Raw genomic sequence first — 26,232 nt, forward strand, 5'->3', positions numbered from 1 at the left:
CGCCGCCGACGCCTCACCTCACGAAACGCAGAACTCGTTCCCCTCCGGATCCGCCACGGTCACCCAGCTGTGCGGCCCCTGCCGCCCGCGGTGCAGGTACGTCGCCCCACGGGCCGTGAGCTTCTCCAGCGTCGCCTCGACGTTGTCCGCCCCGACCCAGACGTCGAGGTGGACCCGGTTCTTCACCGTCTTCCCCTCCGGGACCTCCTGGAACAGGATCCGCCGCGGTGGACCGTCGGGTGGCGAGTCCGGGTGCCGGATCGCCGCTCCCGCCTTCCAGACCAGCGATCCCTGGTACGTCCGGGTTTCCTCCTCCTTCGCGTACCCCTTCGCGATCATCTCGCGGATGAAGCCTTCGTCCGTCGGTTCGACGGACCAGCCGAGCGTCTCGGCCCACCAGCCGGCCTGCACGTGCGGGTCGGCCGAATCCACCACTACCTGGAAGTCATGCGCCATACGGGCACGTTAACGACCGAGTCCGACATTTTTCGCAACGCCGGGTCCTCGGGGACGACCGTGAAGCGCCACTTGTCCACGCCGCCGCCCATGATTTCGGCGTACCGGCGGGCGCCGTCGGCGTTGGCGAAGCGGACCTGCTGGCCGTTCGTCAGGTGGGTGATCTTGACCGCCACAACAACCTCCCGAAGTCTGTGGGCCGGCCCGCGGAGCTTCCCCCTCCGGGACCGGCCCGCACAGTAGAACACATGTTCGACTGTGTGCGCCAGTGCATCCCCCGGGTAGGGGAGGAACAGGCAAAAGACCAGGTCAGAGCGGTCGGATCAGCGCGACACGCGGCCAGGCGTCCAGGCCTCGGGCCGCCTCGGCGCTGCGGATCGCGCGCAGTCCGTCGCCGATTTCACCGTCCGGGATGACCCGGAACCGGAGCCGCTCGTAGTAGGGCGCGTTCCACGGCACGGCCGCGAACGTCGTGAGCGTCAGCGCCGGAAGATCACGCGTGAGGGCCCACTCGGCGAGCGCGTCGATGAGCGCGCGGCCCAGTCCGCGGCGGGCGTGGCCGGGGCGGACCGAGACCTGCTCGATGTGCGCGTGCCCGTCGACGACCTCCGCGACGAGGTAGCCGACCGGCCGGTCGTGCTCGTCGACGCTCACCCACGCGCGGCCGTCGGCCTGGTACACCGCCAGCTCCGCCACCGAACCGGGGTCGTCGTCGGCGATCGCGGTCATGCCGATGTCGCGGAAGAGGCTGCCCGCCTCGCGTTCGACGTCGATCAACGCGGGCAGGTCGTCGGGGCGCGCGAGCCGGATCACCCGGCCATTCCTACGTGCTCGCGCGCGATTTTCACAGCGAATAAGACGAGATCGTCCGCTGGATCCGGGTCGCGTACTCCTGCAGGGCGGTGATCGCGGTGTGCCGGGCCGCCTCGGTGATCCGCGCGGCCGGCCCGGCCAGGCTGAGCACCGTGGGCCGCCGCCCGGGCGCGTGGACCGGCACGGAACAGGCCCAGACGCCTTCGTCGATTTCCCCCGAGCTGACCGCATACCGGTTCTCCAGCGCGTACTTCAGCTCGTCGCGGATGGCGGTGCCGCGCTGCTCGACGATCGACGGCAGCCGCCGGTCGCGCTCCATTTCGGGCAGCAGGGCGAGCAGCATCTTGCCGGACGCCCCGAGCCCGAGCGGCGTCGAATGCCCCGGCTCGAACGTGAACCGCATGGCGCGGTCGCACTCGACGCGGTCCGCGCACACGGCGGCGTCGCCGAACTGCTGGAACAGCAGCACCGTCTCGCCGAGCTCCCGCGCGGCTTCCTCCATGGCCGGTTTCGCCAGCTGCACCAGCCCGTTCGCCAGCTGCGCGGCCCGCGCCAGCGGCATCACCTGGCTGGTCAGGTGGTAGTGCCCGGCACGGCCTTCTTCGAGGAGCTGCAGCTCCTTGAGCAGCGCCACGTAGCGGTAGGTCGTCGCGACCGGGGTGCCGATCGTCGCGGCGAGCTCGGCGACGCTGGCTTCCCAGCGTCTTTCGGAGAAGGCGAGCAGCAGCTGCAGGACCTTGCGGGAACTGCTGGCACCGGGGGTGCGGCGCGGGGCGGAGGTGGCGGAACCGTCGACGGCACTGACGGCAGGCGTCATCATGACCTCTCGGTGAGACAAAAACAGCCTTCGCTATCACGCGGGGTGAATAAATTAGCACGTTGTGTTAAACGAAGGCCAGCATTCCCACCTGGCGCGAAAAACCATCGGAACGCGCCATTCTTGTAGATGTTCAGCCGCGCTCGAGGAACGGCGTCAGCAGCCCCGGAACGGCCTGGTCCGCCAGCGCCAGGCCGTCGGTCTCCCCGACGTCCAGCACGCGGTACCGGCCCTTGCCCGCGGCGACCGGTGCGATCACCGTGACCAGGCCGGCGCGGCGCTGGAAGTACGAGCGCTCGACGACGATCCCGGTCATCCCGTCGCAGCGGACCGCCGCCGTGCCGCGGTCCAGTGAGCCCGACCGCGTCACCAGGTAGCGGCCGGTGAACGCGTGGCCGAGGCCGCGGTAGCGGTCCCAGCCGACGAGCGCGGCGAACGGCAGCAGCACCAGCGCGGCCTGCCAAGGCCAGTCCGGCAGCGCGCCGAGCCACGCGAGGCCGTAGAGCGCCGCGGCGAGCAGCAGCACCCCGACGACCGCGCGGGAGACCCGCCGGTACAGCGCCCGCCGCGGGTGGCGCGTCAGCGGCGTCGCCACCGGGTCTTCGCCGAGCACCTCCGCGACGACTTCGTGCGCCTTCGCGAGCGGCGCGGGCGGCAGCAGCAGGCCGCCGCTCTTGTCCGCGCCCTTGCCCTCGCGCAGACCGCCGGCGATGGCGACGCAGCGGGCGCCGCCGGCCAGCCGCAGCGGCAGTGGTTCGCGGATTTCGACGCCCCGCAGGCGGTCCTCCTCGATCGACACCGACCGCGTCGTGATCAGCCCGCGCCGGATGTGCAGCGTGCCGGCGGGCTCGCGGGTGAGCCGGAAGTTCCAGAACGAAAGCACGTACCCGCCGACCGACAGCACCGACACGAGCACCAGCAGGCCGACGGCGGCCAGCACCAGGCTCAGCCACGTCGGGGTGTCGGTGAAGTGCCCGAGGACGGTCTGGACGAGGGAGAACTGGATCGGGTCGAAGTGCAGTTCGTGCGCGAAGTGGTAGACGGTGCCGACCACCGCGCCGACCACGGCGAGGCCCGAGAGCGTGAACGGCGCGTACCTCAGCCACTTCTTGTCGACCGCGGCCACGAGCTGCTCCGGCGGCGCGGTGACCGCTTCGGAGTGAGCCGCGGCCTTACGGTGTAAGAGCAGTGTCCGCAGCCGCTGCGCTTCGGCGATCGTCACGGCGTCGAGGACGAGCTCGTCCTTGCCCGGCCCCTTCCCGTGCGAGTGCCGCCCGGTGCCGATCCTCGCCGCGGCGAGGGAGAACAGCCGGTGCTTCGGCTCGGAGGTGACGTCGACGGTGCGGATCCGGTCGCGCGGGATCGCGCGCTGCTTGCGCAACAACAGCCCGGTGTGCCACTCGACCTGCGTCGCGGTGATCCGGTAGCGCGAAGTCAGCACGTGCGAGACGCCGGTGAACACGGCGATCGCGGTGAACGCCAGGCCGATCCACTGCCACGGCTCGCCGTGCCCGAACAGCAGCGCGCCGAGCAGCACCGGCAGCGACTTCACCAGGTCCAGCACCGGCCGGATGAGCAGCATGCGCCGGTCGAGGCGGTGCCAGGGCGCCTCCTGCGTCCCCTCGGCGGGCGGGGTCACGACCGCTTCGGTGCTCACGTCGCGTCCCCGCGCACGGCCTGGGTCGTCTTCGTCAGCTCGTCCGCCAGCTCCAGCGCGCGGCCGTGCGCCAGGCCCGCGATGCGCAGCGGCCCCGCCGCGGACGCCGTCGTCACCGTGATCTTCGCCAGCCCGAACAGCTGCTCGAACGGGTCGCGCTCGATGTCGACGGTCTGGATCCGCGAGACCGGCGCGATCCGCCACTCCTGCTTCAGCCAGCCGGCCTGCGTGTAGACGGCCTCGGCGGTGACCTCCCAGCGGTGCACGCGGTAGCGCCACTGCGGCATCACGAGCAGGTGCAGCGGGGCGAGCACGCACGAGACCACCAGCGTCACGCTCAGGAACGACGGCGCGTCGTCGCTGGTCACCACGATGACGGTCTGCAGCCCGATCAGCAGGATCCAGAAGATCGCGGCGGTCGCCGTCCAGTAGCCGATGGCCCGGCGGCTGACCCGGTGTGCCGGTGGCCGCAGCCGCAGCGCCGTGTTCGTGGTGTGTTCGCTCACGCCTCAAGCGTGCCCGATCGGAGACTTGCGCGCCCACGACATGTGTCACGATGCCGATCCGGTCCGGCCTCGATCGCGTGCCGTTACGATCGGCGACACCGTCGGAGGAATGGAATCCCCGTACGCGTGTGTTGTGCTTGAAGGACGCTTATCGGCAAGCAGGAGGACCAGGTGGGACTCGATCCCGACGACCTGTACGAGGTGGACTCGGACGTCCCCGACCTGACCGGGGCGGTGCTGATGCACCACTTCGAAGGGTTCATGGACGCCGGCTCGGCGGGCCGTCTGCTGGCGGAGCACCTGCTGACCGGCGATCACCGGGTGGTCGCCCGCTTCGACGTCGACCGGCTCATCGACTACCGCTCGCGGCGGCCGACGATGACCTACGCGGTCGACCACTGGGAGGACTACGACGCGCCCGAGCTGGTCGTGCACCTGCTGCACGACACCGACGGCACGCCGTTCCTGCTGCTGTCGGGCCCGGAGCCGGACCACGACTGGGAGCGGTTCTGCCTCGCGGTCCGCAACCTCGTCGAGCGCTGGGGCGTCCGGCTGACCGCCGGCTTCCACGGCATCCCGATGGGCGCGCCGCACACCCGCCCGCTCGGCGTCAGCGCGCACGCCACCCGCCAGGACCTGGTCGGCGAGCACCAGCCGCTGCCCAACCGGCTGCAGGTCCCGGGCAGCCTCGCCGCGCTGCTGGAGTACCGGCTCGGCGAGTGGGGCCACGACGCCGTCGGCTTCGCCGCGCACGTGCCGCACTACCTGGCGCAGTCGACGTACCCGTCGGCGTCTCTCATCGTGCTCGACGCGCTGAGCCGCGCGACCGGGCTGAGCCTGGCCGAAGGCGAGCTGCGCGCGGCCGCGGAGCTGGCCGACGCCGAGATCAACCGCCAGGTCGCGGAGTCCGCCGAGGTCGCCGACGTCGTCCGCGCGCTGGAGCGGCAGTACGACACGTTCGTCGAGGCTTCGGAGAAGGGGTCGCTGCTCGCGGAGTCGGAGGAGCACATGCCGACCGCGGAGGAGCTCGGCTCGCAGTTCGAGCGGTTCCTGGCCGAGCAGAACGGCGGCGACGGCCCGGAGCGCTGATGGCGCGCTACGACGAGATCGGCGTCGGGTACGCGCTGGGGCGGCGCACCGACCCGCGGTGGCTGACGCCGGTGCTCGACGCGCTCGGTGCCGCGCGGTCCGTGCTCGACGTCGGCTCCGGGACGGGCTCCTACGAGCCGCCTTCGCGGCGCGTCGTCGCGGTGGAGCCGTCGGCGGAGATGATCCGGCAACGCCCGGACGGCGCCGCGCCGGTCGTGCGGGCGGTCGCGGAGGCGCTGCCGTTCGGGTCTTCGACGTTCGACGCCGCGCTCGCGGTGCTGACCGTGCACCACTGGCCGGACTGGCGCCGCGGGCTCGACGAGCTGCGCCGCGTCGCACCCCGGCAGGTCGTACTGGCCTACGACACCGCACTGCACAACGACTTCTGGCTCGTGCAGGAGTACGTCCCCGAAGTCGCGGCGCTCGAACGGTCCCGCCCGTCGGCGGCGCAGATCGCGGACCACCTCGGCGCGTCGTCGGTGCTGCCGCTGCCGGTGCCGTGGGACTTCACCGACGGCGTGTTCCCCGCGCACTGGCGGCGGCCGGAGGCGTACCTGGACCCGGCGGTGCGGCGAGCTTGCTCGGCGCTCGCGCAGACGTCACCCGAGGCCGTCACGCGGGGGATCGACCGGCTGCGGGCCGACCTCGAGTCCGGCCGGTGGCACGCGGACCACGCGGAGCTGCTGGCGCTGCCGGAGTGGGACGCGGGCTTCCGGCTCATCGTGGCGGACGGTGCGTCAGGTACCGTCCCGGGATGAACCGCGCTGAAACTCGTTCACCCGTAAGGAAAACGCTGGGCAAGCTCCTCCACGCGCTGGCCTCGAAAGTGGACGACCCGTACACCGATCAGCTGAACCGGATGGCCGCGGAACTCCGCGCGGAGATCGTCCGCCAGGGTGACCGGGTCCTCGATCGGGTGGTGGAGTTCGAGATCCGCAGCCGCCGCGACATCGTCTACGCCGGCGATCAGGACGCCGCGCTGGAGAGCAACGTCTTCGCCCGCGAGCACCTCGTCGGCTCGCGGCACTTCGGCCGTCCCAAGGAGACACTCGAGTACGCGCTTTCCCTGGCGCCGGAAGGCGGCATGGCGCTGGAGTTCGGGGTCGCGTCCGGCAACACCCTGCGGACCATCGCCCGCGCCCGCGACGGCCGCGACGTCTACGGCTTCGACTCCTTCGACGGGCTGCCCGAGGCGTGGCTCAACGGCATGCCCGCCGGCGCCTTCGCCCGCGACGACCTGCCGGACGTCCCCGGCGCCGAGCTCGTCGTCGGGCTGTTCACCGACAGTCTCCCCGGGTTCCTGGCGGAGCACCCCGGGCACGTCGACTTCCTGCACGTCGACGGCGACCTCTACAGCTCCGCCAAGACCGTGCTCGACCTCTGCGGGCCGCGGCTGCGCGCGGGCAGCATCGTGCACTTCGACGAGTTCTTCAACTTCCCCGGCTGGAAGCGGCACGAATACCGCGCCTGGACGGAGTACGTCGAGCGCACCGGCGTCGAGTTCGAGTACGTCGCCTACACCTACAGCGACAACCAGGTGACGGTGAAGATCACGAAACCCTAGCCGTGGCAGCCCTCTTCGTTCAGCGGGCCCATCGACGGCAGGACCAGCCCGCACAGGTAGCCGTCGATGAAGCGGCCGCTGCCCGCGATGTTGGTGCCGAGCCGGACCAGCGGCGCGAAGCCCTTGATGCCGGCCGCGAGCGCGTCCTGGTTGCGCTGCAGCATCGACGTCAGCTGGTCGAGCTGGGTGAGCAGCGGGCCGACCTGCGACTCGTTGTCGTCGATCAGCCCGGAGAGCTCGGTGGCGAGCTGCCGCGAGCCGTCGAGCAGCGCGGTGATCGCCTGTTCGCGGGCGCTCACCTCGGAAAGCAGCTGGTTGCCGTCAGCGAAGAGCCGCTGCACGGCGGTGTCGCGGTCGACGAGCGTCCGCGACACCGTTCTGGTGCCGGCCAGCAGAGTGCCGAGCTGCCGGTCACGGGAGGCGAGCGAGTCCGAGAGCCGGGACAGCCCGCCGAGCGCGGCGCGGACGCTCTGCGGCGTGTCCGCGAGCGTCGCCGAAAGCGTGTCGAAGCTCTTCGCCAGCCGGGTGGTGTCGATTCTGTCCACAGTGGACGAAAGCTCGCCGAAGGCCGCGAGGATGTCGTAGGGAACGCTGGTGCGCGCCCGCGGGATCGGCTGCCCGGGGTCGAGCGTGCCGTCGCCCTCCGGGTCGAGCGCGAGGTACTTCTGGCCCAGCACGGTCTTGAGCCGGATCGCCGCGCCCGTCGCGTCGCCGAGCCAGACGTCCTTGGCCTTGAAGGAAACCAGTACGTGGTCGCCCCGCAGCGTCAGGTCCGTGACGCGCCCGACCTTGACCCCCGCGATCCGGACGTCGTTGCCCTCGGCCAACCCGGCCGCTTCGCTGAATTCCGCGGAGTACGTCGTGCCGTCGCCGAGCACCGGCAGGGAACGGACGTTGAGCGCCGCCAGCACGCCCAGCGCCAGCACGGCCAGCCCGGCGAGCGCCGTCCTGACCGGCGCGTCGGCGGCCCGGCGCGGTGACATGGCGTCGAGGGTGACGCACGCCACGCCGGGCCGCCAGCCGAGTCCCCCGATGAGACGAAGATCGGCGGCTCACGCGGCGGTGAGCGCGGGGTACTCCCGGTACTCGACCGCGTTGGCCGCGCGGTCGGTCATCCACGTGAACACCTTGCCGAACAACCGGGTGCTGATCATCCGGTAGGCGCGGTTGCGGCTGCGGATCTTGGCGGCCGTGAGCGGAGCCAGGAAGTTGCCGGAGCCCTTGCCGTTCTTCTGCCCGACCGTCGCCGGCTTGCGCAGCCGCTCCTCGTACTTCGCGAACGCCGTCACGTGGTCGCCGCCCGCCGCCGCGAGCTCGCCGGCCAGCACCTGCGCGCCCATCATCCCGAGCCCGGTGCCGGAGCCGCCGGGCCCGGCGCACCAGGCGGCGTCGCCGAGCAGCACGACCCGGCCCTTCGCCCAGCGGCCGAGGTGGATCTGGCTGATCGAGTCGACGTAGAGGTCCTCGGCCGCGGGCAGCGCTTCGAGCAGCTTCGGCACCTCCCAGCCGGTGTTCGCGAACAGCCGCGCGACGAGGGCGCGCTGCTCGTCTGGGGAGCGGCGGAACTCGATGCCGTCAGCACCGAAGACCAAGCTGACGTGCAGCTTGCCGGCCAGCCGGTGGCTGCCGACGGTCACGCCGCGGCCGGGCTCGTTGTACATGACGCTGGTGTGGTCGAGCCCGAGGTGGTTGGGCGCGGTGAAGCCGGCGATGCCGAACCCGAGGTCGTGCCGGAAGTCGCGCTCCGGGCCGAACGCGGCGGCGCGGACGCCGGAGTGCACGCCGTCGGCGCCGACGACCAGGTCGAACGTCCGCGGCGCGCCGTGGCGGAAGGTGACGTCGACGCCGTCGGCCGTCTCGGTCAGCGCCGTGACGCGGTCACCGAAGACGTATTCGGCGTCGTCCTTCGTGTGTTCGTAGAGGATCCGCGCGAGGTCGCCGCGCAGGATCTCGACCTCGCCGCTCCAGGCGGCGCCGGGCACGGTCAACGCGGGCCGCGCGTCGAGGCCGAGCAGGGTCTGGTCGCCCATCGCCGTCTCGTAGCGGCGGATGTCGTCGAGGACGCCCATCGCGGCCAGGAGCTTGACCTGTTCACCGCGGAAGTCGACGGCCTGGCCGCCGGGGCGCAGCGCGGGAGCGGTTTCGACGACGGTGACGCGGTAGCCGGCGCGGTGCAGCCACCAGGCCGCGGACGGGCCGGCGATGCCGGCGCCGGAGACGAGCACGGTCTTCATCGGGGGTTCCTCTCGGTCGTGGTGACCCGAGGGTGCGCGGCGCCGCTGACGGTCCGCGCACGGTTCGCTGACCGTTCGCCCGGTGGGCGGGGGTCCGAGTGGCTAGCATGGCGCGGTGGACCGCTCCGCCGCAGACCGGATCCCGCAGGACGGCGACGAAGCCGTCGAGGCGCGCATCCTCGGCGCCGCCGCGCACCTCATCGCCGAGGAGGGCTTCGGCAGGCTGAAGATCGGCGCTGTCTGCGCGCGCTCGGGCTACGCGCGATCGGTCATCTTCCAGCACTTCGGCGACAAGGAAGGGCTGGGACAGCGGCTCGTCGAGTTCGCCGTCGAGGAGTTCACCAACTCCTACAGCGAGGCCGTCGCGGCCCGGACCGGGGCGGCCACCGCGACGCCGATGGACCTGCTGCGCGCCCTGCTCGACATCATCTTCGAGCTGATCCGCACGATGCCGACGCTCAACCAGGCGTTCCTGGCGCTCTGGGGCGACGGCGCGGCGGAGTACTCGGCGCTGCGCGGCACGCTGACCGAGGCCGACCGCCGGTTCCGGTTCGCCATCGCCCAGACCGTGGCCAGCGGTGTCGCGGACGGCTCGATCACCGGCGTCCGCGACGCCGACGCGTACGCCTCGGCGCTGCTCGCCCAGCTCCGCGGCATCTCGATGCAGGCGCTGATCGACCCCGACGGCATCGACCTGCGCGGCCTGCGCGCCGAGCTGGAGAGCAGCGTCGACCGGCTGTCCGCGGGGTTCCGCGGCCGGCTCTAAAGCGCGTAGATGATCGACCGCAGCACGATGACACCGATGAAGACCAGCGTGAAGGCGAGGTCGAGCGAGATCCCGCCGATCCGCACCGGCCGCACGACGCGCCGGACCGGCCCGATGACCGGCTCGGTGGCGGCGTAGGCGAGCCCGCGCGCCCGCCGCGCCCACGGCGGGGTGTTCGCGACCACCGCGACCCAGTCCAGCACCATCCGCGCGACCAGTACCAGCAGGTACAGGCTCAGCGCGAAGCCGAGCAGCGTCCACAGGGCACCCATGGTTCCTCCCGTTCTCCTACCCCGAGAACGCACGGACGGACCCGGAAAGTGCCGGATCCGTCCGTTTCACAGCTTTTCAACAGGAACTAGCCGAAGGTCACGACCAGGCGCCCGTCCGAGGCGAAGGACCACCGCAGGGTGCCGCTGTACGACGAGCACCGCGACCCGTTCGTCCCGCTCCAGAACTGGTTCGAGCTGTCGGCGTTCCCGGCGGTCTTGTCGTTCGACCCGTCGACGGCGAACCGGCACGAGGTGTTCGTGCGGAAGACGGAGGTGCCGGTGTCGAAGGAGAAGTTGCGCTCGGCGTTGTCGATCCCGACGTTGTCCGAGACGGTCATCGTGCCGGGGTTGCTGTTGTAGGTGAACCCGTGGTGCCCGTTCCGGTAGGCGATGTCCCGCCGCACGACGTGGTTGACGGCGATCTTGTCCCCGCCGAGCTTGAAGCCGTTGCGGTCGCCGTTCTTGTTGACGGTGCCGTCGCTGAGGGTGCCGTTCGAGTAGGCGAGCGAGTCCTCGATGGTGACCGGCCCGATCGGCCCGGTGTCGGTCTTGGTGTAGAGGTCCCACCCGTCGTCGATGTTGTGGTGCGAGACGTCGTAGCGGAAGACGTTGCCGGTACCGGAGGTGAGCTTCGAGGCGAACCCGTCGGCGTCCTCCCCGTCGGAGTCGGCGTTGTCGTGCGATTCGGAGCTGACGACGAGGTTGTTCGACGGCCATTGTGCCTGGGGGGTGTCCGACGCGATCCGCGAGATCTGCAGACCGGAGTCGCGGTTGAAGCGGGTCACCACGCGCTCGACGACGTTGTTGCTGCCCCCGACGAAGATCCCGTTGTCCCCGGCCCGTTCGACGACGATGCCCGCGACGCGCCAGTAGGAGCCGTTCAGCGCGAGTCCGCGGTTGGCGGGGTCTTCGGCCATGGCGGAGAAGTTGAGCACGGGGGTCTCGCCGGCGTAGGCGGAGAGGGTCTTGCGGGAGCTGGATGTTCCGCTGTTGGCCGGCGGGATGGTGACGGTCTGCGAGTAGTTGTAGGTCCCGCCCCTGAGGGAGATCGTCCCGCCGGCCCCGATCTTGCCGATGGCGGCCGGGAGGGTCAGGGGATCGGCGAGCGTCCCGGCAGCGGAGTCCTTGCCGTTGGGGGCGACGTAGAGGGTGGTGCCCGCTTGGGTGCCGCCGGTGGTGAATTCGGCGTAGTCGATGTTGGGAAGGCCCCCGGCGGTGGTCGGACTGAGGCGGACCGTGCTGCTGCCTGCCGGGAGCGAGATGGTCTGCGACGCCCAGGTCGACCAAGACCCGGTGGCGGGGAAGGAGAGTGATTGCGTCTTGACGCCGTCGACGAGGAGGTCCGCGGCCCGGGCGGTCGTGGTGCCGTTGGCGTACCGGATGATCGCGCTCTCGGCGCCGGCGGTGGAGAACTGGACGTAGGCGCCGATGGCGTTGTCCCCGTTGCAGAAGCCGGAGCCGGAGTAGCCGGCCCAGTTGCTGTCGACGGTGCCGCTGCAGGTGGCGGCTTCGGCTTCGACGCGCTGGGTGGCGGCGACTGCGGGTGTGGCAGTCGCGGCGATGAGGGCCGCGGTGGCCGCGAGTGTTGCGTATGAACTCATGCACGCCTCCTGGTGAGTGGACTTCAGAGGGTGAGAGCGCTCCCGGGAAACCTCGGTTTCCGTTGGGGCGTACGGTATCACCGGGGGTGCGGGGTTGGGGTCGGCCAAGTGGGTCACGTGCGCTGAAAACGCTTTCATCACGACTCTGGAAGCGCTTTCACACTTACCCGAGAACCCCGGCAACCGGTACTGCGAGTCCTCACTTGCGGGAGAATTGTGCGGGATCGATGCTCGGGAACGAAACCTCGCCGCCGGTGAGCGCGGTCCATATCGCCAGCAGGGCCGCGACCAGTGTGATCACTTCGACGATGTGGCTGCGTACGTCGGACAGACCGAAGGTGGCGAGCACCCGCCCGACACGGCCCCGAGTGGCTGATCGAAGTGGGAGGTCTGCCTGAGCGGCGAAGTCAAGACGCAGTGCCACGAACAGCATGACGAGCGTGAAGAGCGCAGCGTCCGCGAGTGGTACCCAATCTCGTAGGCCGCCGGAGGCGCGGTCGAGGAGGAGTTGCCCGATCGGGGCGGTGGCGTAGGTCAGCACGATCGGCAGGACTTTGGCCGGACCCCGGTTTCCGGGTAGGTGCTGCCAGGAAAGACCCAGCGCGGCCGCGGCGAGCAACCACTTGACGGCCTCCCACGCGACCGCGTCGACCATGGTCAGCACCAGCGAGTCCTGTTGGTTGATCGACAGGTGCGGGTATATCACCCACTCGGTGGTCAGCAGGCCCGCTCCGGCGATGAGCGACGGCAACACGGCGAACCTGGTCGCCGAGCGCATGGTGTCCAGCGGGGATCCACCGGGGCCACTCGCGATGAGGACGTGCACCGGAGTGGGCTCGGGTCCGCGTGGTTTCCCGTCGGTGAGCCACTGCGCGGCTCTTTGCCGGAGAGGAGCTGGTTCGAGCAGCGCGCGGGTGACGGAATGGTGCTCGAGCACCGGCTTCCACAGCTTCGGCACCAGCAGCCAGAGCAGGGCGAGCGGGATCGTTCCGACGAGCCAAGCCCACCACCAGACGCCCCAGATGTGGACGTCCCACCACATCGGGCCGAGGACGAACAACGCGATCGCGACCGGCATCGGCGACTGCCGGTCCCGCTCGAACCAGTAATCGGCGTAGCGCCGCCACACCGCGACGGCTCCGACCAGGAGCGCCGGCCACGCCACTTCGTCCAGCAGGTCCAACGGGTAGTACCGGAAGAGCCTGGCGACGTCTCTGCTCAGCGGTGGAGCACCGAGCCACTGCTGGCGAAGGTTGTTGACGTACTGCAGAACCAGCTCTTCGAGCACGAGGGCAGCGGAAAGCGTCGAACTCACCCACCACAGCCATCGTGGCGTGGCCATCTGCCCTTTCACCAGGACGAGGAGCGCTTTTCCCATGCCGGCAACGAGAAGCAAGGTGATGAGGAACGCCAGCGCGACGGTGCCGGGCACCTGCCAGAACGTCTTCGAACCCGATGGAACCGGACGAGCGGCGAACGAAGCAGCGGAGCCGACCGCGAGCAGCAGCAAGATGGGGATGCGAGGCATCCACCACCGCATCGCCGACCAGCCGGCGAAACCGAGCAGCACCGTTGCCGCGATCCAGGCGATTTTCGGCCAGTAAGGCGAATTGCCGGGCAGTACCGCATCGGTGACGGCTTGGGTTCCGGCGAAAACGACGACGTAGGGCAGGATGCGTGCCGCTCGGCGGGAGCGGCGACCGGCTGAGGGCTCGAACCTGACTCGCCCTCGCGGTGCTCGCAGAACCCAGCGGACGAAGAGCGCGAAGATGAGCGCCGAGAGCCAGTAAGCGCCCCACACGAACGGTTTGTGGTCGCGGTCGGTCGCCGCCGCGGAGAACGCGCTCCGGGTGTCCGGACGGAGCTCGGTGGACACGACCGTGTAGTCCGGGAACGCGCTCAGGTTCCCGTCGCGTGAGGCCGCGGGGGTGAACGGGGGCCAGTGCAGCTGTTCGCCGCCCAGTTCGGCCGATTGCACCGGTTGCGGGGTCGAAAGCCACCTGGCGGGTGCGGTCAGGGTGACGTCCCACTTGGCGTACCGCAGACCCTCCGGCGAATACATGGTCAATGCCCACGGGAGGTCGCCGGTGGTGTTGATCTTGATTTGCGTGAAGTCGGCCCATGCTTCACTCGTGCTGACCAGGTCGACGTAGGTGTGTTGGGTGACGACGAGGGCTCCGTTGTTCGTCACGACTGTCGGCGGTGCTTCGCGCACCTCCGACTCATCGCGACTGTAGCCAAGAAGACAGGAGAAGGCGGCCTGACCGGAAGCACCATCCGGGCGGGACAGCAAGAATTCGGCGGCCGGCGCGTTGCGGGGGACGCTGATCTCCAGGTCGCTGGTCATGCGGGGATAAGCCAGCCCGTCGACCTCGAGCTTGACTCGCGCTGTGACGGTCGCCTGCCGAAAGGTGCCATCATCACATCGCGGCGGTTGTGCCGCTGTCGGACCGTGCGGCAGCGAAAACCAGAGCGCACCGCCCACCGCAGCGGAGCCCGCGGCCAGTACGAACAGAGTGGTGAGGAGCCAACGACGCCACCACGCGCAGAGGTGCCGCCACGCGACACCCAGCGCTCGTAGCAGGCGAGCGGGTTGCCGTACGCGGATGAGCAGCTCGGTGGCGAGCATGCGCGTCGTGCGGAGAAGACCCCGCTTCGTCTTGCGACGCGGCCGACGAACTCGAAAACGGGGCGTGTGCAACGCCACCAGGGACCTCTCTTCTCAGGCGCAAGTGCCTGAGAAGGTCGCCCGAGTCGGCGCTGGTGTTACGCGGTAGGTCGAGCCGGGATCACGCGGTGCGCCGGCAGACTTTGCTGATTGCGGGGGAAGACTCGATGAGGAGATGGTGAACACCCGCGCCTGGCCGGAGACCTGCAGAGATCAAAGCGGCCTCTTGTTCTTACGAAAGGGTGCCCTCGGCAGGATTCGAACCTGCGACACCTGCCTCCGGAGGGCAGTGCTCTATCCCCTGAGCTACGAGGGCCCATCGCTGGGCGACTCCGAAAGCTTAGCGCATCCCCCGAGGCACCCGCACACAGGTTCCCCGACCCGTGTTTCCCCAGGTCAAGGCTATGAAGTTGATCGGCTCCGCACACCGTCGCTAGCGTGGAGAACCCCACTCGAAGGAGCCGTCATGGCTGAGCCGTTCCAGGTAGCCCTCGATGAAGGCGATGTCGCCGACTTGCGGGAGCGGTTGCGGCGGACCCGGTGGCCGGAGGCCGAAACCGTGGAGGACTGGTCGCAGGGGGTGCCGCTCGCCTACGTCAAGGAGCTCTGCCGGGACTGGGGCGAGGAGTACGACTTCGGGTTCGCCCGGCGGCTGAACGCCTTCCCGCAGTTCCGGGCCAGCGTCGACGGGGTCGGGGTGCACTTCCTGCACGTCGAGTCCGAACAACCGGGGGCGCTGCCGCTCGTGCTCACCCACGGGTGGCCCGGATCCGTTCTCGAGTTCCTCGACGTCATCGGGCCGCTCACCGACCCGGCGCAGTACGGGGGCGACCCGGCCGACGCCTTCCACGTCGTCGTGCCCTCGCTGCCCGGCTTCGGGTGGAGTGACAAGCCGGCGCTGAAGATCCCGCGGGTCGCCGAATTGTTGGACGAGCTGATGGTGTCGCTCGGCTACGACCGCTACGGCGCTCAGGGCGGCGACTGGGGCGCGTCCATCACCAACGCCCTCGCCCAGGTCGCGCCGGAGCGGGTCGCCGGGGTGCACGTCAACTTCGCGCCCGTGCCGCTTGACCAGGGGGACCTCACCGCGTCCGAGAAGCGGGCGCTCGCCGACCTCCAGGAGTTCCGGCGGAGCGGGAGCGGCTACTCCGCCGAGCAGGGGACGCGGCCGCAGACGCTCGGGTACGGGCTCACCGACTCGCCCGCCGGGCAGGCCGCCTGGATCGTCGAGAAGTTCTGGGCCTGGACCGACAACAAGGGGCACCCCGAGGACGCCGTCGACCGGCAGAAGATCCTCGACGACATCTCCGCCTACTGGTTCACCGCGACGGCGACGTCGTCGGCGCGGATGTACTGGGAGAACAAGGACCGCGATCCGTCCACGGTGGACGTGCCGGCCGGGGTTTCGGTGTTCCCCAAGGAGATCGTGCGGCCGTCGCGGCGGCAGGCGGAGCAGCGCTACACCGACCTGCGCTGGTTCGAGGAGCTGCCCGTCGGCGGCCACTTCGCCGCGCTCGAACAGCCGCAGCTGTTCGTCGAGCAGGTCCGCGGGTTCTTCCGGCTGGTGCGCGAAGCGTGACGGATCCACCAGGCGGGAAACCCCGCCTGGTGGATTGGTCGCCACCGCCGTCCGGGGTAGCTTTCCGAGTGGGTGAACTTAGGCTGCCCTCTGTTGCACATATGCGCATCTCACTATATGTTTGCGGCGACGGTGAACCGGGAACGGAGGCGGTATGGGTCAGGGACACGGCCACGGGCACGCGATCGCGCCGGCGAGCGCGTCGGGCCGCTACGTGCGGAGCCTGACCATCGCCCTGGCCATCGGCGCCGGCTTCATGGTGCTCGAGTTCGTGGTCGGCTTCGCGACCGGCTCGCTGGCCCTGATCTCGGACGCCGCGCACATGTTCACCGACGTCCTGGGCGTCGGCATGGCCCTGGCCGCGATCATCCTGGCGCGCCGCAGCGGCCCCACGGTCAGCCGCACGTTCGGGCTCTACCGCGCGGAGGTGCTGGCGGCCCTCGGCAACGCGATCCTGCTGTTCGGCGTCGCGGGCTACGTCCTGGTCGAGGCGTTCGGCCGGATCAGCGACCCCCCGGCGGTCCCCGGCCTGCCTGTGTTGCTCGCCGCGGCGGCCGGCCTGGTGGCCAACATCGTGTCGTTCTCGGTGCTGCGCTCGGGGGCGAAGGAGAGCCTCAACGTCCGCGGCGCGTACCTCGAAGTCGTCGCCGACCTGATCGGCTCGGTCGGCGTCCTGATCAGCGGCGCGTTGACCCTGCTGACGGGCTGGCGGTACGCCGACCCGATCATCGGTGTGGCGATCGGGCTGTTCGTGCTGCCTCGGACGTGGGTGCTGGCCCGCCGGGCGCTGCGCATTCTTTTCCAGCACGCGCCGCAGGGTGTGGACGTCGGGGCGATCAATGCGGAGCTGTCCGCGTTGCCTGGGGTGGCGGACGTGCACGACCTGCACATTTGGACGTTGACCTCGGGGATGGAGGTGGCTTCGGCGCACCTGACGCTGGCGCCGCCTGCGCGGCAATCGGACGTGCTCACTGAGGCGCAGAACCTGCTGGCTTCGCGGTACGCGATCGAGCACGCGACTTTGCAGGTGGAGGCGCCGCAGTGTGCGCGGCGCTGCCAGGAGCTTTCCTGGTAGTTGCGTAACGCCCTCGTCGACCGCGGAGACTGTTCCAGGGTATTGGCTGCGCGAGAGGGGTGCGGGCGTTGGTGGTGGGGGAGTCTGCCGAGCAGCACGCGCGACCACCTGCGCGGCGGGTGTTTCTCAGCCACACCAGCGAACTGGGTGAACTGCCGAAGCCGCGATCGTTCGTCGCAGCCGCGAAGGAGGCTGTGACCGCGGCCGGTGACGCGGTGATTGACATGTCCACCTTCACTGCCCGGGACGCGACACCCGAACAGCTTGACAAGACAAAGCTCGCCGACGCCGACATCTACGTGTTGATCGCCGGCTTCCGCTACGGCACGCCGGTCTGGGACCGTCCGGAAGTCTCTTACTGCGAGCAGGAATTCCAGATCGCCACTGACACCGGCTTATCCCGGCTGGTGTTCGTGCTGGCCGACGATACAGAGGGACCTCAAGAGTTGTTCCGGGATCTGCAGTACGGGGCCCGGCAGGAGGCGTTCCGGAAACGGCTTCACGACAGTGGCCTCACCGTCACCAAGGTGTCCTCACCGGGGCAGCTGGAAACAAAACTGCTGCAAGCACTCAATGAGCTCGACCGCCCGCAGCAGCCATCGATGCCTGCGGGCCGGATCTCGAACATCCCGGCCCGAACTGTCATCTTCACCGGCCGCGACGAGCTGCTCATTGGGCTGCGCACGGCGTTGTGCGCGGGGCAGCCTGCGGTGGTGCAGGCGATGAACGGGATGGGCGGGGTCGGCAAGACGACCACCGCGATCGAATACGCCCACCGCCACGCCGAGGACTATGACGTGGCCTGGTGGGTGCCGTCGGAAGACTCGGATCTCGTCATTGGGCACCTCGCTGACCTGGCCCAGGCCCTGGACCTGTCGACCGGGCAGGACTCACCCGCGGTTGCAGTGGCCCGGCTGCGCGGGGCATTACAGTCCCGCAGTCGGTGGCTGGTGGTGTTCGATAACGCTGAAGACCCCGCCGCCCTGCGACCGTTGCTGCCTGCCGGGGGCGGGCACGTGATCATCACTTCCCGCAACCCCGACTGGGACGACATCGGTGCTTCGCTGTCGGTGCGGGAATTTGCCCGTCCCGAGTCGGTCGAGCTGTTGCGAGCTCGCTGTGACCGGCTCTCCGAGGCCGACGCCGACCGCATCGCCGACGCCCTGGGTGACCTTCCTCTGGCCGTGAACCAGGCGGCACGCCTGCTGGCGACAACTGGTCTGACCGCCGAGGGCTACTGCGAGCTGCTCGACGAGCGCATCCACGAACTGATGGCCCGCCATGAGAAAGGCAGCAGCTACCCCGTCTCGTTGACCGCGGCGTGGACGGTGTCGTTCGACCAGCTCGCCCGCGACAACCCCGCCGCGCTGAACACCCTGACCATGGTGGCGTGGCTAGCCCCCGAACCGGTACCCCTCACCCTGCTCACCCACCAGCGCGGCGACGCCGGGGCCACCGCGCGGGATCCGCTGGCCTTCGCCGACGTCACTACCGTCCTGCGCAGCCGCGGCATGGCCGAGGTCACCACCACGACCATCCAGCTCCACCGGCTCCCCGCCGCACTCCTGCGGGCAAGCACCCGCGACGATGTCGTCACCGAGGACGATCGAGACTCGACCTGGCCGGTCACCGCAGTCCGCCTGTTACTTGCGGGTCTGCCCGACAATCCCTGGGCAAACCCGCCGAGCTGGCCGCGCTGGCGAGAGCTTCTACCGCATTTGCTGTTCGTGTGTGCCCCCCAGCGCGCATGGCGACGGGTGACAAGCGATGTCGCCTACCTGCTCGACCGCACCGCGTCCTATCTCCAGACCCGTGGGGACCCCCGTGCGGCAGTGCCACTGTTTCAGCGGGGTTACGTACTTAGCAGGGATCTCCTCGGCGAGGACCACCCCAACACCTTCACCTCCGCGGGCAACCTCGCCCTCGACCTCAGGGAGCTGGGTGAGTATCAGCGGGCTCGTGAGTTGGACGAGGACACGCTCGCCCGAAGCCAACGTGTTCTGGGCGTGGATCATCCCAGCACCCTGACCTCTGCGGGCAACCTCGCCCTCGACCTCAGCCAGCTGGGTGAGTATCAGCGGGCTCGTGAGTTGAATGAGGACACGCTCGCCCGAAGCCAACGTGTTCTGGGCGTGGATCATCCCAGCACTCTTATCTCCGCCTGCAACCTTGCCGCCGACCTCAGGGAGCTGGGTGAGTATCAGCGGGCTTGTGAGTTGGACGAGGACACGCTCGCGCGAAGCCAACGTGTTCTGGGCGTGGATCATCCCAGCACCCTCATCTCCGCGGGCAACCTCGCCATCAGCCTCAGGGAGCTGGGTGAGTATCAGCGGGCTTGTGAGTTGGACGAGGACACGCTCGCCCGCTTCAAACGTGTTCTGGGTGAGGATCACCCGCACACTCTCACCGCCGCCGGCAACCTTGCCGCCGACCTCAGGAAACTGGGTGAGTATCAGCGGGCTTGTGAGTTGGACGAGGACACTCGCCCGCCGCCAACGTGTTCTGGGCGTGGATCATCCCAGCACCCTCATCTCCGCGGGCAACCTCGCCATCAGCCTCAGGCAGTTGGGTGAGTATCAGCGGGCTCGTGAGTTGGACGAGGACACACTCGCCCGCTTTAAACGGGTCTTGGGTGAGGACCACCCTGACACCGTCATCGCCGCCAGCAACCTCGCCGCTGGCCTCAGGTATAGGCCGGACCCGGAGCTGGACGAAGACACCCACACCCGCCGCCAACGTGCCTCAGATAGCGATGATCCCGAGCCCTCCTAGGCGGTCGCATAACTCCGGGCGTTCCTAATGCGTTCCCACATGTCTCCGGCAGGCGGTCGTGAAGCCTGCATCTGCCCAGCTCAGAACCGTCATACGCCGCTGAAAGTGGTCAAATTTTGGGAGGCGGGCGTCACAGCCGCCAGACGAAGCTCGCCAGCTGGCGACGGGTGTGCGCACCTTCCCGGCGTCGACCGCAGGAGCGCGAGAACACCCCGCGCAGTGCGCACCTCGTGGCCGAGAACCGCCCTCGTGACGGAATCCGCAGTCTGCTTGATCACGTGATCGCCGGAAAGCAAGACCCAGGCGTAATTGCGCAACAATGAGGAATAGCTCGGCCTAATGGCGGTACTACCGTCGGTCCATGACGGAAATCGTGACGAAGACCACGACGACACGCACGCGGGCCATGGGGGTGCTGTTCACCGGCGCCGCGGCGTTGAACACCGCCGTCACCGGGGCCACAACGGTCAGTACCCTCATCGCCTCCGACTCCCACGGGGACGGGTGGAGCGGGATTCCCAACGCGGCAGTGGTCGCCGGGACTGCGTTCGGGGCGCTTTACCTCGGGGTGCTCATCGGGAAAAAGGGCGCTCGGACCTCCTTGAAACTCGTTTACGGCGTCGCCGCTTTCGGGGGGCTCGTCGCTTTCCTCGGTGGGGTGTTCGGCAATCTGCTGCTCCTGCTGCCCGGGCTCGCGCTGCTCGGGATCGGGAACGGGGCCGCCGGGCTGGTGCGGTACACCGCCGCCGAGCTCTACCCCGACAACCGGAAGGGGTTTGCTCTTTCGCTCATCGTCTGGGCCGGGACCATCGGGGCCATTGCCGGGCCCGCCCTGCTCGAACCGGCTGCCACCACCGCCGGGTTCTTCGGGTTGCCCAGCACCTCCGGGGCGATCGGGTTCGCCGCGCTGCTGTGCACCATCGCGCTCCTGGCCAGCGCCACCATGCCGAAAGCCGCGTTCCCCGCTCAGGGGCCGCAGCGGCCGCCGTTGACGTTCGCTCGGGTGGCCGCCGCGCTGAAACGGCGGGTCGTGCTGGTTCCGCTCGTCTCGATGACCGCCGCGCACGTGACCATGGTGACCGTCATGACGATGACGCCGTTGCAGCTGCACCGGCAGGGGCACGGGCTCGAGGTCGTCGGTTACGTGCTCAGCGCGCACATGATCGGCATGTTCGCCCTCGCCCCGCTGTCCGGGAAGATCGCCGACCGGATCGGCGGGCGGGCCACGATCACCGCGGGGGTCGGGGTGCTGGTGCTCGCCGCGGTGACCGTGATCGCCGCGCCGACGTCGCACACCGCCGGGTTGCCGCTGGCGTTGTTCCTGCTCGGCTACGGGTGGAACCTGGTGTTCGTCGGGTCGAGCGCCCTGCTGAGCCGGAGCCTCGAGGACGCCGAACGCACTCAGCTGCAGGGCGTCATCGACGCGCTGGTGTGGAGCGCTTCCGGGCTCGGCGGCATCATCGCCGGCGGTCTGTTCGGGCTCGGCGGGTACGCGCTCGTGGCCGGTGTCGCCGCGGTGCTCGCGCTCACTCCGCTCACCCTGGTCGCCCGGCGGGGCTGACTCAGGGGAGCGGCTGGGCGCCCCGGTTCGACAGCATCAGCTTCATCTGGTCCATCTCCGCGCCCTGCGACGTCAGGATGCTCCGGATGAGCGCCTGCAACGCCGTCAGGTTCGAATGGGCCGCCGCGTACTGGGCCATCGACGTGCCGCCCTGGTGGTGGCGGAGCATCAGCTGGAGGAAGTACACGTCCAGCTGCTTGCCCGACAGCGAACGCAGCTTCGCCAGCTCGGCCTCGGTCGCCATGCCCGGCATCAGCGGGCCGGCGCCGGGGTTGAGCGACGACGTCCCCATCGTCATCCCGTCGTGGCCCTGCATCGGCTCCGTCATCCACTTCATCGGGGCGCCGATGGGCTGCTCGGGCTGGTCCCACAGCATGAGCCAGCCCTTCATGCGGCCGACCTGCTCCAGCTGCGTGCGCTCGATGTCGAACGCCAGCTGGCGGATCTCCGGGTCGGTCGAGTGGTCACGCGCCCAGCCGGCCATCGTGACGGCCTGCAGGTGGTGCGTCGACATGTCCTGCGCGAAGCCGACCTCGACGGACCCGGCTGCCGGGGTGGCAGCCGGGGCGTCGTCGATGGCGCGGGTCAGGAACATCCCCGCGGTCGCGCCGATCAGCAGGACCGCGAGGAGCGTTCCGCCGATGATCACCCAGCGCGACCACGTGGGCTGCTCCGTGGCCTCGGCTTCTTCGGAACTCACTTGGTCGGCGTGCCCGGCGCGGGTGCGGACGGCTGCTGGCTCATGCCGCCGTTCTGGTCGGCCTGGGCGTTCGGCGTGCCCTTGTAGTCCATCGGCTTCGCGTCCGGGCCCGGCTTCGACGGGTCGAACGGCGGCGGGTTGTCCGGGTCGAACTGACCCGCTCCGAGCGCGTCGCAGGACGCGCCGACCTCGGGGTAGACGCCGTTCGGGTTGCTCCGCAGCGCCGCGATGAACTCGTCGATGCGCGCGTCGTCGGCCTTGTCCACCTTCAGCTGGTGGCCCCAGGACTGCAGCGAGATCGGCTTGTCCAGGCCCGGGTACGGCGACATCATCGTGTACGGCTTGCCCTCGACGCGGACCCTGAGCAGGTTCAGCGCGTCACCGGTGATCTGCTGCGGGTTGTAGGCGATCCAGACGGCGCCGTGCTCGAGGCCGTGCACCATGTTCTCGGTGCGGACGGCGTTCGGGTACACGGTGCCGGTGCAGGTGGCCCAGTACCCGTCGTGCGGGCCGCCGAACGGCGGGGTCTTGTCGTAGGCGACGCGCTCGGTGGGGAGCACGTGCACGCTGCCGGTGTAGGTCGCGGTCACCACGCCGGGGATGCGCTTGGAGGGGTCCGGGTCGGACGCCGTCGGCGCGAACGAAGCGGCAGCGGCCTCGCGGTCGGACTGCTCGCGTTTCGGCGCGGACGCCACCATGTAGTAGGTGATCACGGCGGCGGCCAGTGCGACGATGGCCACGACGGCGATGATCGTGCCCCAGGGCGTGCCCTTCTTGCTCACCACGGAACCGCGGGCCGCCTTCACCGCCGACCCCTTTTTCCGAGTTGTCCCGTTCGCCATGGCTCCCGCGTTCTCCCTCTGGTGGCTGCGGACGGATTCCCGCCCGGGCCAGTGTAGAGACCACGCGTCTGATCACCGTTAACGCCTCACGTGGATGCCCATCGTGACATCCCCGAGACCGATGAAAGCGCCCGACCAGGGCACACCTAGAATTCGGCAGGTGACTCCCGCCGCTCTCGCCGACCTGGTCCGCAGCTCCGCCGTGCAGGTACTGACCGCACGCGGCATCGACGACGCCGTTCTGCCGGAGCAGGTGACCATCGAACGCCCGCGCAACCCCGATCACGGCGACTACGCGACGAACATCGCCCTCCAGGTGGCCAAGAAGGCCGGGCTGAAGCCGCGCGAGTTCGCCGAGGCGCTCGCCGAAGCGGTCTCGGCGGACGACGGCGTCGCCTCGGCCGAGGTCGCGGGACCCGGCTTCCTCAACTTCCGGCTCGCCGCGGCCGCGCAGGGCGACATCGTGCGCCAGGTGCTCGACGCCGGCGCCGCGTTCGGCCGCGGCGACGCGCTGGCCGGCACGAAGATCAACCTCGAGTTCGTCTCGGCGAACCCGACCGGCCCGATCCACCTCGGCGGCACCCGCTGGGCCGCAGTCGGCGACGCGCTGGGCCGCGTGCTCGGCGCGCAGGGCGGTGAGGTCACCCGCGAGTACTACTTCAACGACGCCGGCGCGCAGATCGACCGGTTCGTCCGGTCCCTGATCGCCGCCGCGAAGGGCGAGCCCGCGCCGGAGGACGGCTACGCGGGCGGCTACATCAACGACATCGCCGCCGAGGTTATCAAGGCCGAGCCGAGCGCGCTGTCGCTGCCCGAAGAGCAGCGCCACGAGACGTTCCGCCGGATCGGCATCGAGCTGATGTTCACCGAGATCAAGCAGAGCCTGCACGAGTTCGGCACCGACTTCGACGTCTACTTCCACGAGAACTCGCTGCACGAGTCCGGCGCGGTCGACGCCGCCGTCCAGCAGCTGAAGGACTCCGGGAACCTGTACTTCGACGAAGGCGCCTGGTGGCTCAAGTCGTCGGAGTACGGCGACGACAAGGACCGCGTCGTCATCAAGCAGGACGGCAACCCGGCCTACATCGCCGGTGACCTGGCCTACTTCAAGGACAAGCGCAACCGCGGCTTCGACCTGTGCATCTACATGCTCGGCGCCGACCACCACGGCTACATCGCCCGGCTCAAGGCCGCGGCGGCCGCGTTCGGCGACGACCCGGCCACGGTCGAGGTGCTGATCGGCCAGATGGTCAACCTGGTCAGCGACGGCAAGCCGGTCCGGATGTCCAAGCGCGCGGGCACCGTGATCACCATGGAGGACCTCGTCGAGGCCGTCGGCGTCGACCCGGCCCGCTACGAGCTGATCCGCTACTCGGTGGACTCCACCTTGGACGTCGACTTGGACCTGCTTCGCAAGCACTCCAACGACAACCCCGTCTACTACGTCCAGTACGCGCACGCGCGGCTGGCGTCCCTGCAGCGCAACGCCGCCGATTTGGGCATCAAGTCCGCTGGGTCCTCATCGGACGTCGACTTCGGAGTGTTGACGCTGCCCGCCGAGGGCGACCTGATCCGCACCATCGGCGAATTCCCGGAAACCGTGCGCCGCGCCGCCGACATGCGGGAGCCGCACCGGATCGCGCGCTACCTCGAAGAACTCGCGGGCGCCTACCACAAGTTCTACACCGTGGGCCGCGTGCTGCCCATGGGCGACGAAGAGGCGACCCCTCTCACGTACGCCCGGCTCGCGCTGTGCGAGGCCGCCCGCCAGGTGCTGGCGAACGGCCTCGCCCTCCTCGGTGTCTCCGCTCCGGAACGGATGTAAGAAATGGCGCACCCCGCGGGCCCCAGGCACGCCGACGTCTACCCCCACGCCGACACCTCCGGGCTGCAGCCGTCCGGGGTCGAGGAACTCGACAAGCTGCCCGCGAAAGTGTGGCCGCGCAACACCTTCCGCGCCCACGACGGCGTCGTCCGGATCGCCGGCGTCGACGTCCGCGAGCTGGCCGAACAGCACGGCACGCCGCTGTTCGTGGTCGACGAAGCCGACTTCAAGTCCCGGTGCGCGGACTACGCCGAGGCGTTCGACGACCCCTCGCTCGTGCACTACGCGTCCAAGGCGTTCCTCTCCATCGAGATCGCCCGCTGGGTGGCCGAGCAGGGGCTGAGCCTCGACGTCTGCAGCGGCGGCGAGCTCGCCGTGGCGCAGCGCGCGAACTTCCCGGCCGAGCGGATCACCTTCCACGGCAACAACAAGTCGCCCGCGGAGCTGGAAGCCGCGGTCGTCGCGGGCGTCGGCACGGTGGTGCTCGACTCCTACTACGAGATCGCGCGGCTGGCCGACATCGCCGCCGGCCACGACGTCGTGCAGCCGGTGCTGATCCGGGTGACCGTCGGCGTCGAGGCGCACACCCACGAGTTCATCGCGACCGCGCACGAGGACCAGAAGTTCGGCTTCTCGCTGGCGGGTGGCGACGCCGCCGAAGCGGTCCGCCGGGTGCTCAACGCGCCTTCGCTCAAGCTCGTCGGCCTGCACAGCCACATCGGTTCGCAGATCTTCGACGCCGACGGCTTCGAGGTGGCCGCCCGCCGCGTCGTCGGGCTGCTCGCCGACCTGGCCAAGGAGCACGGCCCGGAGCTGCTCGACCAGCTGAGCCTGGTCGACCTCGGCGGTGGCTTCGGCATCGCCTACACCGAGAAGGACAACCCGCCGCCGCCCGCGCAGATGATCACGCAGATCCGCGAGATCGTCCGCAAGGAGTGCGCGTACGCGGGCCTGCCGGTACCGCGCATCGCCGGCGAGCCGGGCCGCGCGATCGCCGGTCCGGGCACGATCACGCTGTACGAGGTCGGCACCATCAAGGACGTCTCGCTGGGTGACGACGCGGTCCGCCGGTACGTCAGCGTCGACGGCGGGATGAGCGACAACATCCGGACCGCGCTCTACGACGCGGTGTACGACGTCCGGCTGGTTTCCCGGTCCGCGGGCGACAACGAGCAGCCGGTACCCGCCGTGCTGTCCCGGGTCGTGGGAAAACACTGTGAATCCGGCGACATCGTCGTACGAGACTGCTGGCTGCCCGACACCCTGGCTCCCGGCGACCTGCTGGCCGTCGCGGCGACCGGCGCCTACTGCTACTCGATGGCGAGCAGCTACAACCGGCAGCCGCGCCCGGCCGTGGTCGCCGTGCGCAACGGCAGCGCCCGGCTGCTGCTGCGGCGGGAGACGACCGACGACATGCTCCGCCTGGAGGTCTGAA

24 protein-coding genes and 1 tRNA gene are annotated in these 26,232 nt (G+C 69.7%); 11 read left to right on the forward strand and 14 right to left on the reverse strand.

What is annotated here, in order from left to right:
- Positions 1 to 18: 18 nt before the first annotated feature.
- The 6 genes from MUY14_RS45080 to MUY14_RS45105 form a co-directional block, all read right to left on the reverse strand.
- Positions 19 to 456, reverse strand: a complete 438-nt coding sequence (locus tag MUY14_RS45080; RefSeq protein ID WP_247019064.1) for a VOC family protein — start codon at positions 454 to 456, stop codon at positions 19 to 21.
- Complete coding sequence (locus MUY14_RS45085) at positions 435 to 632, reverse strand: hypothetical protein (RefSeq protein WP_072476601.1); 198 nt, start codon at positions 630 to 632, stop codon at positions 435 to 437. Before MUY14_RS45085 ends, MUY14_RS45080 begins: the two co-directional genes overlap by 22 nt.
- A gap of 133 nt (positions 633 to 765) precedes the next feature.
- Positions 766 to 1,269 carry a GNAT family N-acetyltransferase gene (locus tag MUY14_RS45090; RefSeq protein WP_247019066.1) on the reverse strand — a complete coding sequence of 168 codons (504 nt, stop codon included), beginning with the start codon at positions 1,267 to 1,269 and terminating at the stop codon, positions 766 to 768.
- A gap of 31 nt (positions 1,270 to 1,300) precedes the next feature.
- Positions 1,301 to 2,086, reverse strand: coding sequence for an IclR family transcriptional regulator C-terminal domain-containing protein (locus tag MUY14_RS45095; protein ID WP_315863307.1), 786 nt, complete (start codon positions 2,084 to 2,086; stop codon positions 1,301 to 1,303).
- Between the two features lie 133 nt (positions 2,087 to 2,219).
- Positions 2,220 to 3,743 (reverse strand): PH domain-containing protein, encoded by a 1,524-nt coding sequence (locus MUY14_RS45100; protein ID WP_247019070.1) that lies wholly within the window; start codon positions 3,741 to 3,743, stop codon positions 2,220 to 2,222.
- On the reverse strand, positions 3,740 to 4,249 hold the full coding sequence (locus MUY14_RS45105) for a PH domain-containing protein (RefSeq protein ID WP_247019072.1): 510 nt from the start codon (positions 4,247 to 4,249) through the stop codon (positions 3,740 to 3,742). The genes MUY14_RS45100 and MUY14_RS45105 overlap by 4 nt, the downstream gene beginning before the upstream one ends.
- 171 nt (positions 4,250 to 4,420) lie before the next feature.
- Between MUY14_RS45105 and MUY14_RS45110 the strand changes: the two genes are divergently transcribed.
- The 3 genes from MUY14_RS45110 to MUY14_RS45120 are packed head-to-tail and all read left to right on the forward strand — an operon-like array spanning position 4,421 to position 6,902.
- On the forward strand, positions 4,421 to 5,338 hold the full coding sequence (locus MUY14_RS45110) for a proteasome assembly chaperone family protein (RefSeq protein WP_247019074.1): 918 nt from the start codon (positions 4,421 to 4,423) through the stop codon (positions 5,336 to 5,338).
- Positions 5,338 to 6,096: a class I SAM-dependent methyltransferase gene (locus tag MUY14_RS45115; RefSeq protein WP_247019076.1), complete on the forward strand. Its 759-nt coding sequence runs from the start codon at positions 5,338 to 5,340 to the stop codon at positions 6,094 to 6,096. Before MUY14_RS45110 ends, MUY14_RS45115 begins: the two co-directional genes overlap by 1 nt.
- Positions 6,093 to 6,902, forward strand: coding sequence for a class I SAM-dependent methyltransferase (locus MUY14_RS45120; RefSeq protein ID WP_247019078.1), 810 nt, complete (start codon positions 6,093 to 6,095; stop codon positions 6,900 to 6,902). The genes MUY14_RS45115 and MUY14_RS45120 overlap by 4 nt, the downstream gene beginning before the upstream one ends.
- Here MUY14_RS45120 and MUY14_RS45125 read toward each other — a convergent pair.
- Together MUY14_RS45125 and MUY14_RS45130 are read right to left on the reverse strand one after the other, a co-directional pair.
- Positions 6,899 to 7,885 carry an MCE family protein gene (locus MUY14_RS45125; protein ID WP_247019080.1) on the reverse strand — a complete coding sequence of 329 codons (987 nt, stop codon included), beginning with the start codon at positions 7,883 to 7,885 and terminating at the stop codon, positions 6,899 to 6,901. The two genes, MUY14_RS45120 and MUY14_RS45125, sit on opposite strands and share 4 nt — an antisense overlap.
- A 69-nt stretch (positions 7,886 to 7,954) precedes the next feature.
- A complete protein-coding gene (locus MUY14_RS45130; protein ID WP_247019082.1) occupies positions 7,955 to 9,136 on the reverse strand; it encodes an FAD-dependent monooxygenase in 1,182 nt (393 codons plus the stop codon).
- A gap of 115 nt (positions 9,137 to 9,251) precedes the next feature.
- Here MUY14_RS45130 and MUY14_RS45135 point away from each other — a divergent pair, with 115 nt between their 5' ends.
- The gene (locus MUY14_RS45135; RefSeq protein ID WP_247019084.1) at positions 9,252 to 9,902 is read left to right on the forward strand and encodes a TetR/AcrR family transcriptional regulator; all 651 of its coding nucleotides are present in this window, start codon (positions 9,252 to 9,254) and stop codon (positions 9,900 to 9,902) included.
- Here the strand turns inward: MUY14_RS45135 and MUY14_RS45140 are convergent.
- The 4 genes from MUY14_RS45140 to MUY14_RS45155 all read right to left on the reverse strand — a co-directional run bounded on the left by MUY14_RS45140 (position 9,899) and on the right by MUY14_RS45155 (position 14,759).
- Entirely contained in the window at positions 9,899 to 10,174 is a 276-nt protein-coding gene (locus tag MUY14_RS45140; RefSeq protein ID WP_247019086.1) for a YggT family protein, read from the reverse strand. The two genes, MUY14_RS45135 and MUY14_RS45140, sit on opposite strands and share 4 nt — an antisense overlap.
- Positions 10,175 to 10,260: 86 nt before the next feature.
- Positions 10,261 to 11,775: a carbohydrate-binding protein gene (locus MUY14_RS45145; RefSeq protein ID WP_247019088.1), complete on the reverse strand. Its 1,515-nt coding sequence runs from the start codon at positions 11,773 to 11,775 to the stop codon at positions 10,261 to 10,263.
- A 199-nt stretch (positions 11,776 to 11,974) separates the two neighbouring features.
- The gene (locus tag MUY14_RS45150; RefSeq protein ID WP_247019090.1) at positions 11,975 to 14,404 is read right to left on the reverse strand and encodes a DUF6185 family protein; all 2,430 of its coding nucleotides are present in this window, start codon (positions 14,402 to 14,404) and stop codon (positions 11,975 to 11,977) included.
- A 282-nt stretch (positions 14,405 to 14,686) separates the two neighbouring features.
- Positions 14,687 to 14,759: transfer RNA gene (locus MUY14_RS45155), tRNA-Arg, on the reverse strand.
- Between the two features lie 150 nt (positions 14,760 to 14,909).
- Here MUY14_RS45155 and MUY14_RS45160 point away from each other — a divergent pair.
- From MUY14_RS45160 to MUY14_RS45180, 5 genes are all read left to right on the forward strand, one after another.
- Positions 14,910 to 16,022, forward strand: a complete 1,113-nt coding sequence (locus MUY14_RS45160; RefSeq protein WP_247019092.1) for an epoxide hydrolase family protein — start codon at positions 14,910 to 14,912, stop codon at positions 16,020 to 16,022.
- Positions 16,023 to 16,176: 154 nt separating this feature from the next.
- Complete coding sequence (locus MUY14_RS45165) at positions 16,177 to 17,097, forward strand: cation diffusion facilitator family transporter (RefSeq protein WP_247019094.1); 921 nt, start codon at positions 16,177 to 16,179, stop codon at positions 17,095 to 17,097.
- Positions 17,098 to 17,168: 71 nt separating this feature from the next.
- On the forward strand, positions 17,169 to 19,670 hold the full coding sequence (gene fxsT, locus MUY14_RS45170; RefSeq protein ID WP_247025536.1) for an FxSxx-COOH system tetratricopeptide repeat protein: 2,502 nt from the start codon (positions 17,169 to 17,171) through the stop codon (positions 19,668 to 19,670).
- Complete coding sequence (locus MUY14_RS45175; RefSeq protein ID WP_247019096.1) at positions 19,606 to 19,869, forward strand: tetratricopeptide repeat protein; 264 nt, start codon at positions 19,606 to 19,608, stop codon at positions 19,867 to 19,869. Before fxsT ends, MUY14_RS45175 begins: the two co-directional genes overlap by 65 nt.
- Before the next feature lie 361 nt (positions 19,870 to 20,230).
- Positions 20,231 to 21,430, forward strand: a complete 1,200-nt coding sequence (locus MUY14_RS45180; protein WP_247019098.1) for an MFS transporter — start codon at positions 20,231 to 20,233, stop codon at positions 21,428 to 21,430.
- A 1-nt stretch (position 21,431) separates the two neighbouring features.
- Here the strand turns inward: MUY14_RS45180 and MUY14_RS45185 are convergent, their stop codons facing one another.
- Entirely contained in the window at positions 21,432 to 22,130 is a 699-nt protein-coding gene (locus MUY14_RS45185; RefSeq protein WP_247019099.1) for a DUF305 domain-containing protein, read from the reverse strand.
- Positions 22,127 to 22,936 (reverse strand): DUF3105 domain-containing protein, encoded by an 810-nt coding sequence (locus tag MUY14_RS45190; protein WP_247019100.1) that lies wholly within the window; start codon positions 22,934 to 22,936, stop codon positions 22,127 to 22,129. The genes MUY14_RS45185 and MUY14_RS45190 overlap by 4 nt, the downstream gene beginning before the upstream one ends.
- A gap of 196 nt (positions 22,937 to 23,132) precedes the next feature.
- On the opposite strand from MUY14_RS45190, the gene argS reads away from it, so the two are divergent.
- Both argS and lysA read left to right on the forward strand, forming a co-directional pair.
- A complete protein-coding gene (gene argS, locus MUY14_RS45195; protein WP_247019101.1) occupies positions 23,133 to 24,797 on the forward strand; it encodes an arginine--tRNA ligase in 1,665 nt (554 codons plus the stop codon).
- Between the two features lie 3 nt (positions 24,798 to 24,800).
- Entirely contained in the window at positions 24,801 to 26,231 is a 1,431-nt protein-coding gene (gene lysA, locus MUY14_RS45200; RefSeq protein ID WP_247019103.1) for a diaminopimelate decarboxylase, read from the forward strand.
- Position 26,232 lies beyond the last annotated feature (1 nt).

This window comes from Amycolatopsis sp. FBCC-B4732 (assembly GCF_023008405.1).
Classification (GTDB): domain Bacteria; phylum Actinomycetota; class Actinomycetes; order Mycobacteriales; family Pseudonocardiaceae; genus Amycolatopsis; species Amycolatopsis pretoriensis_A.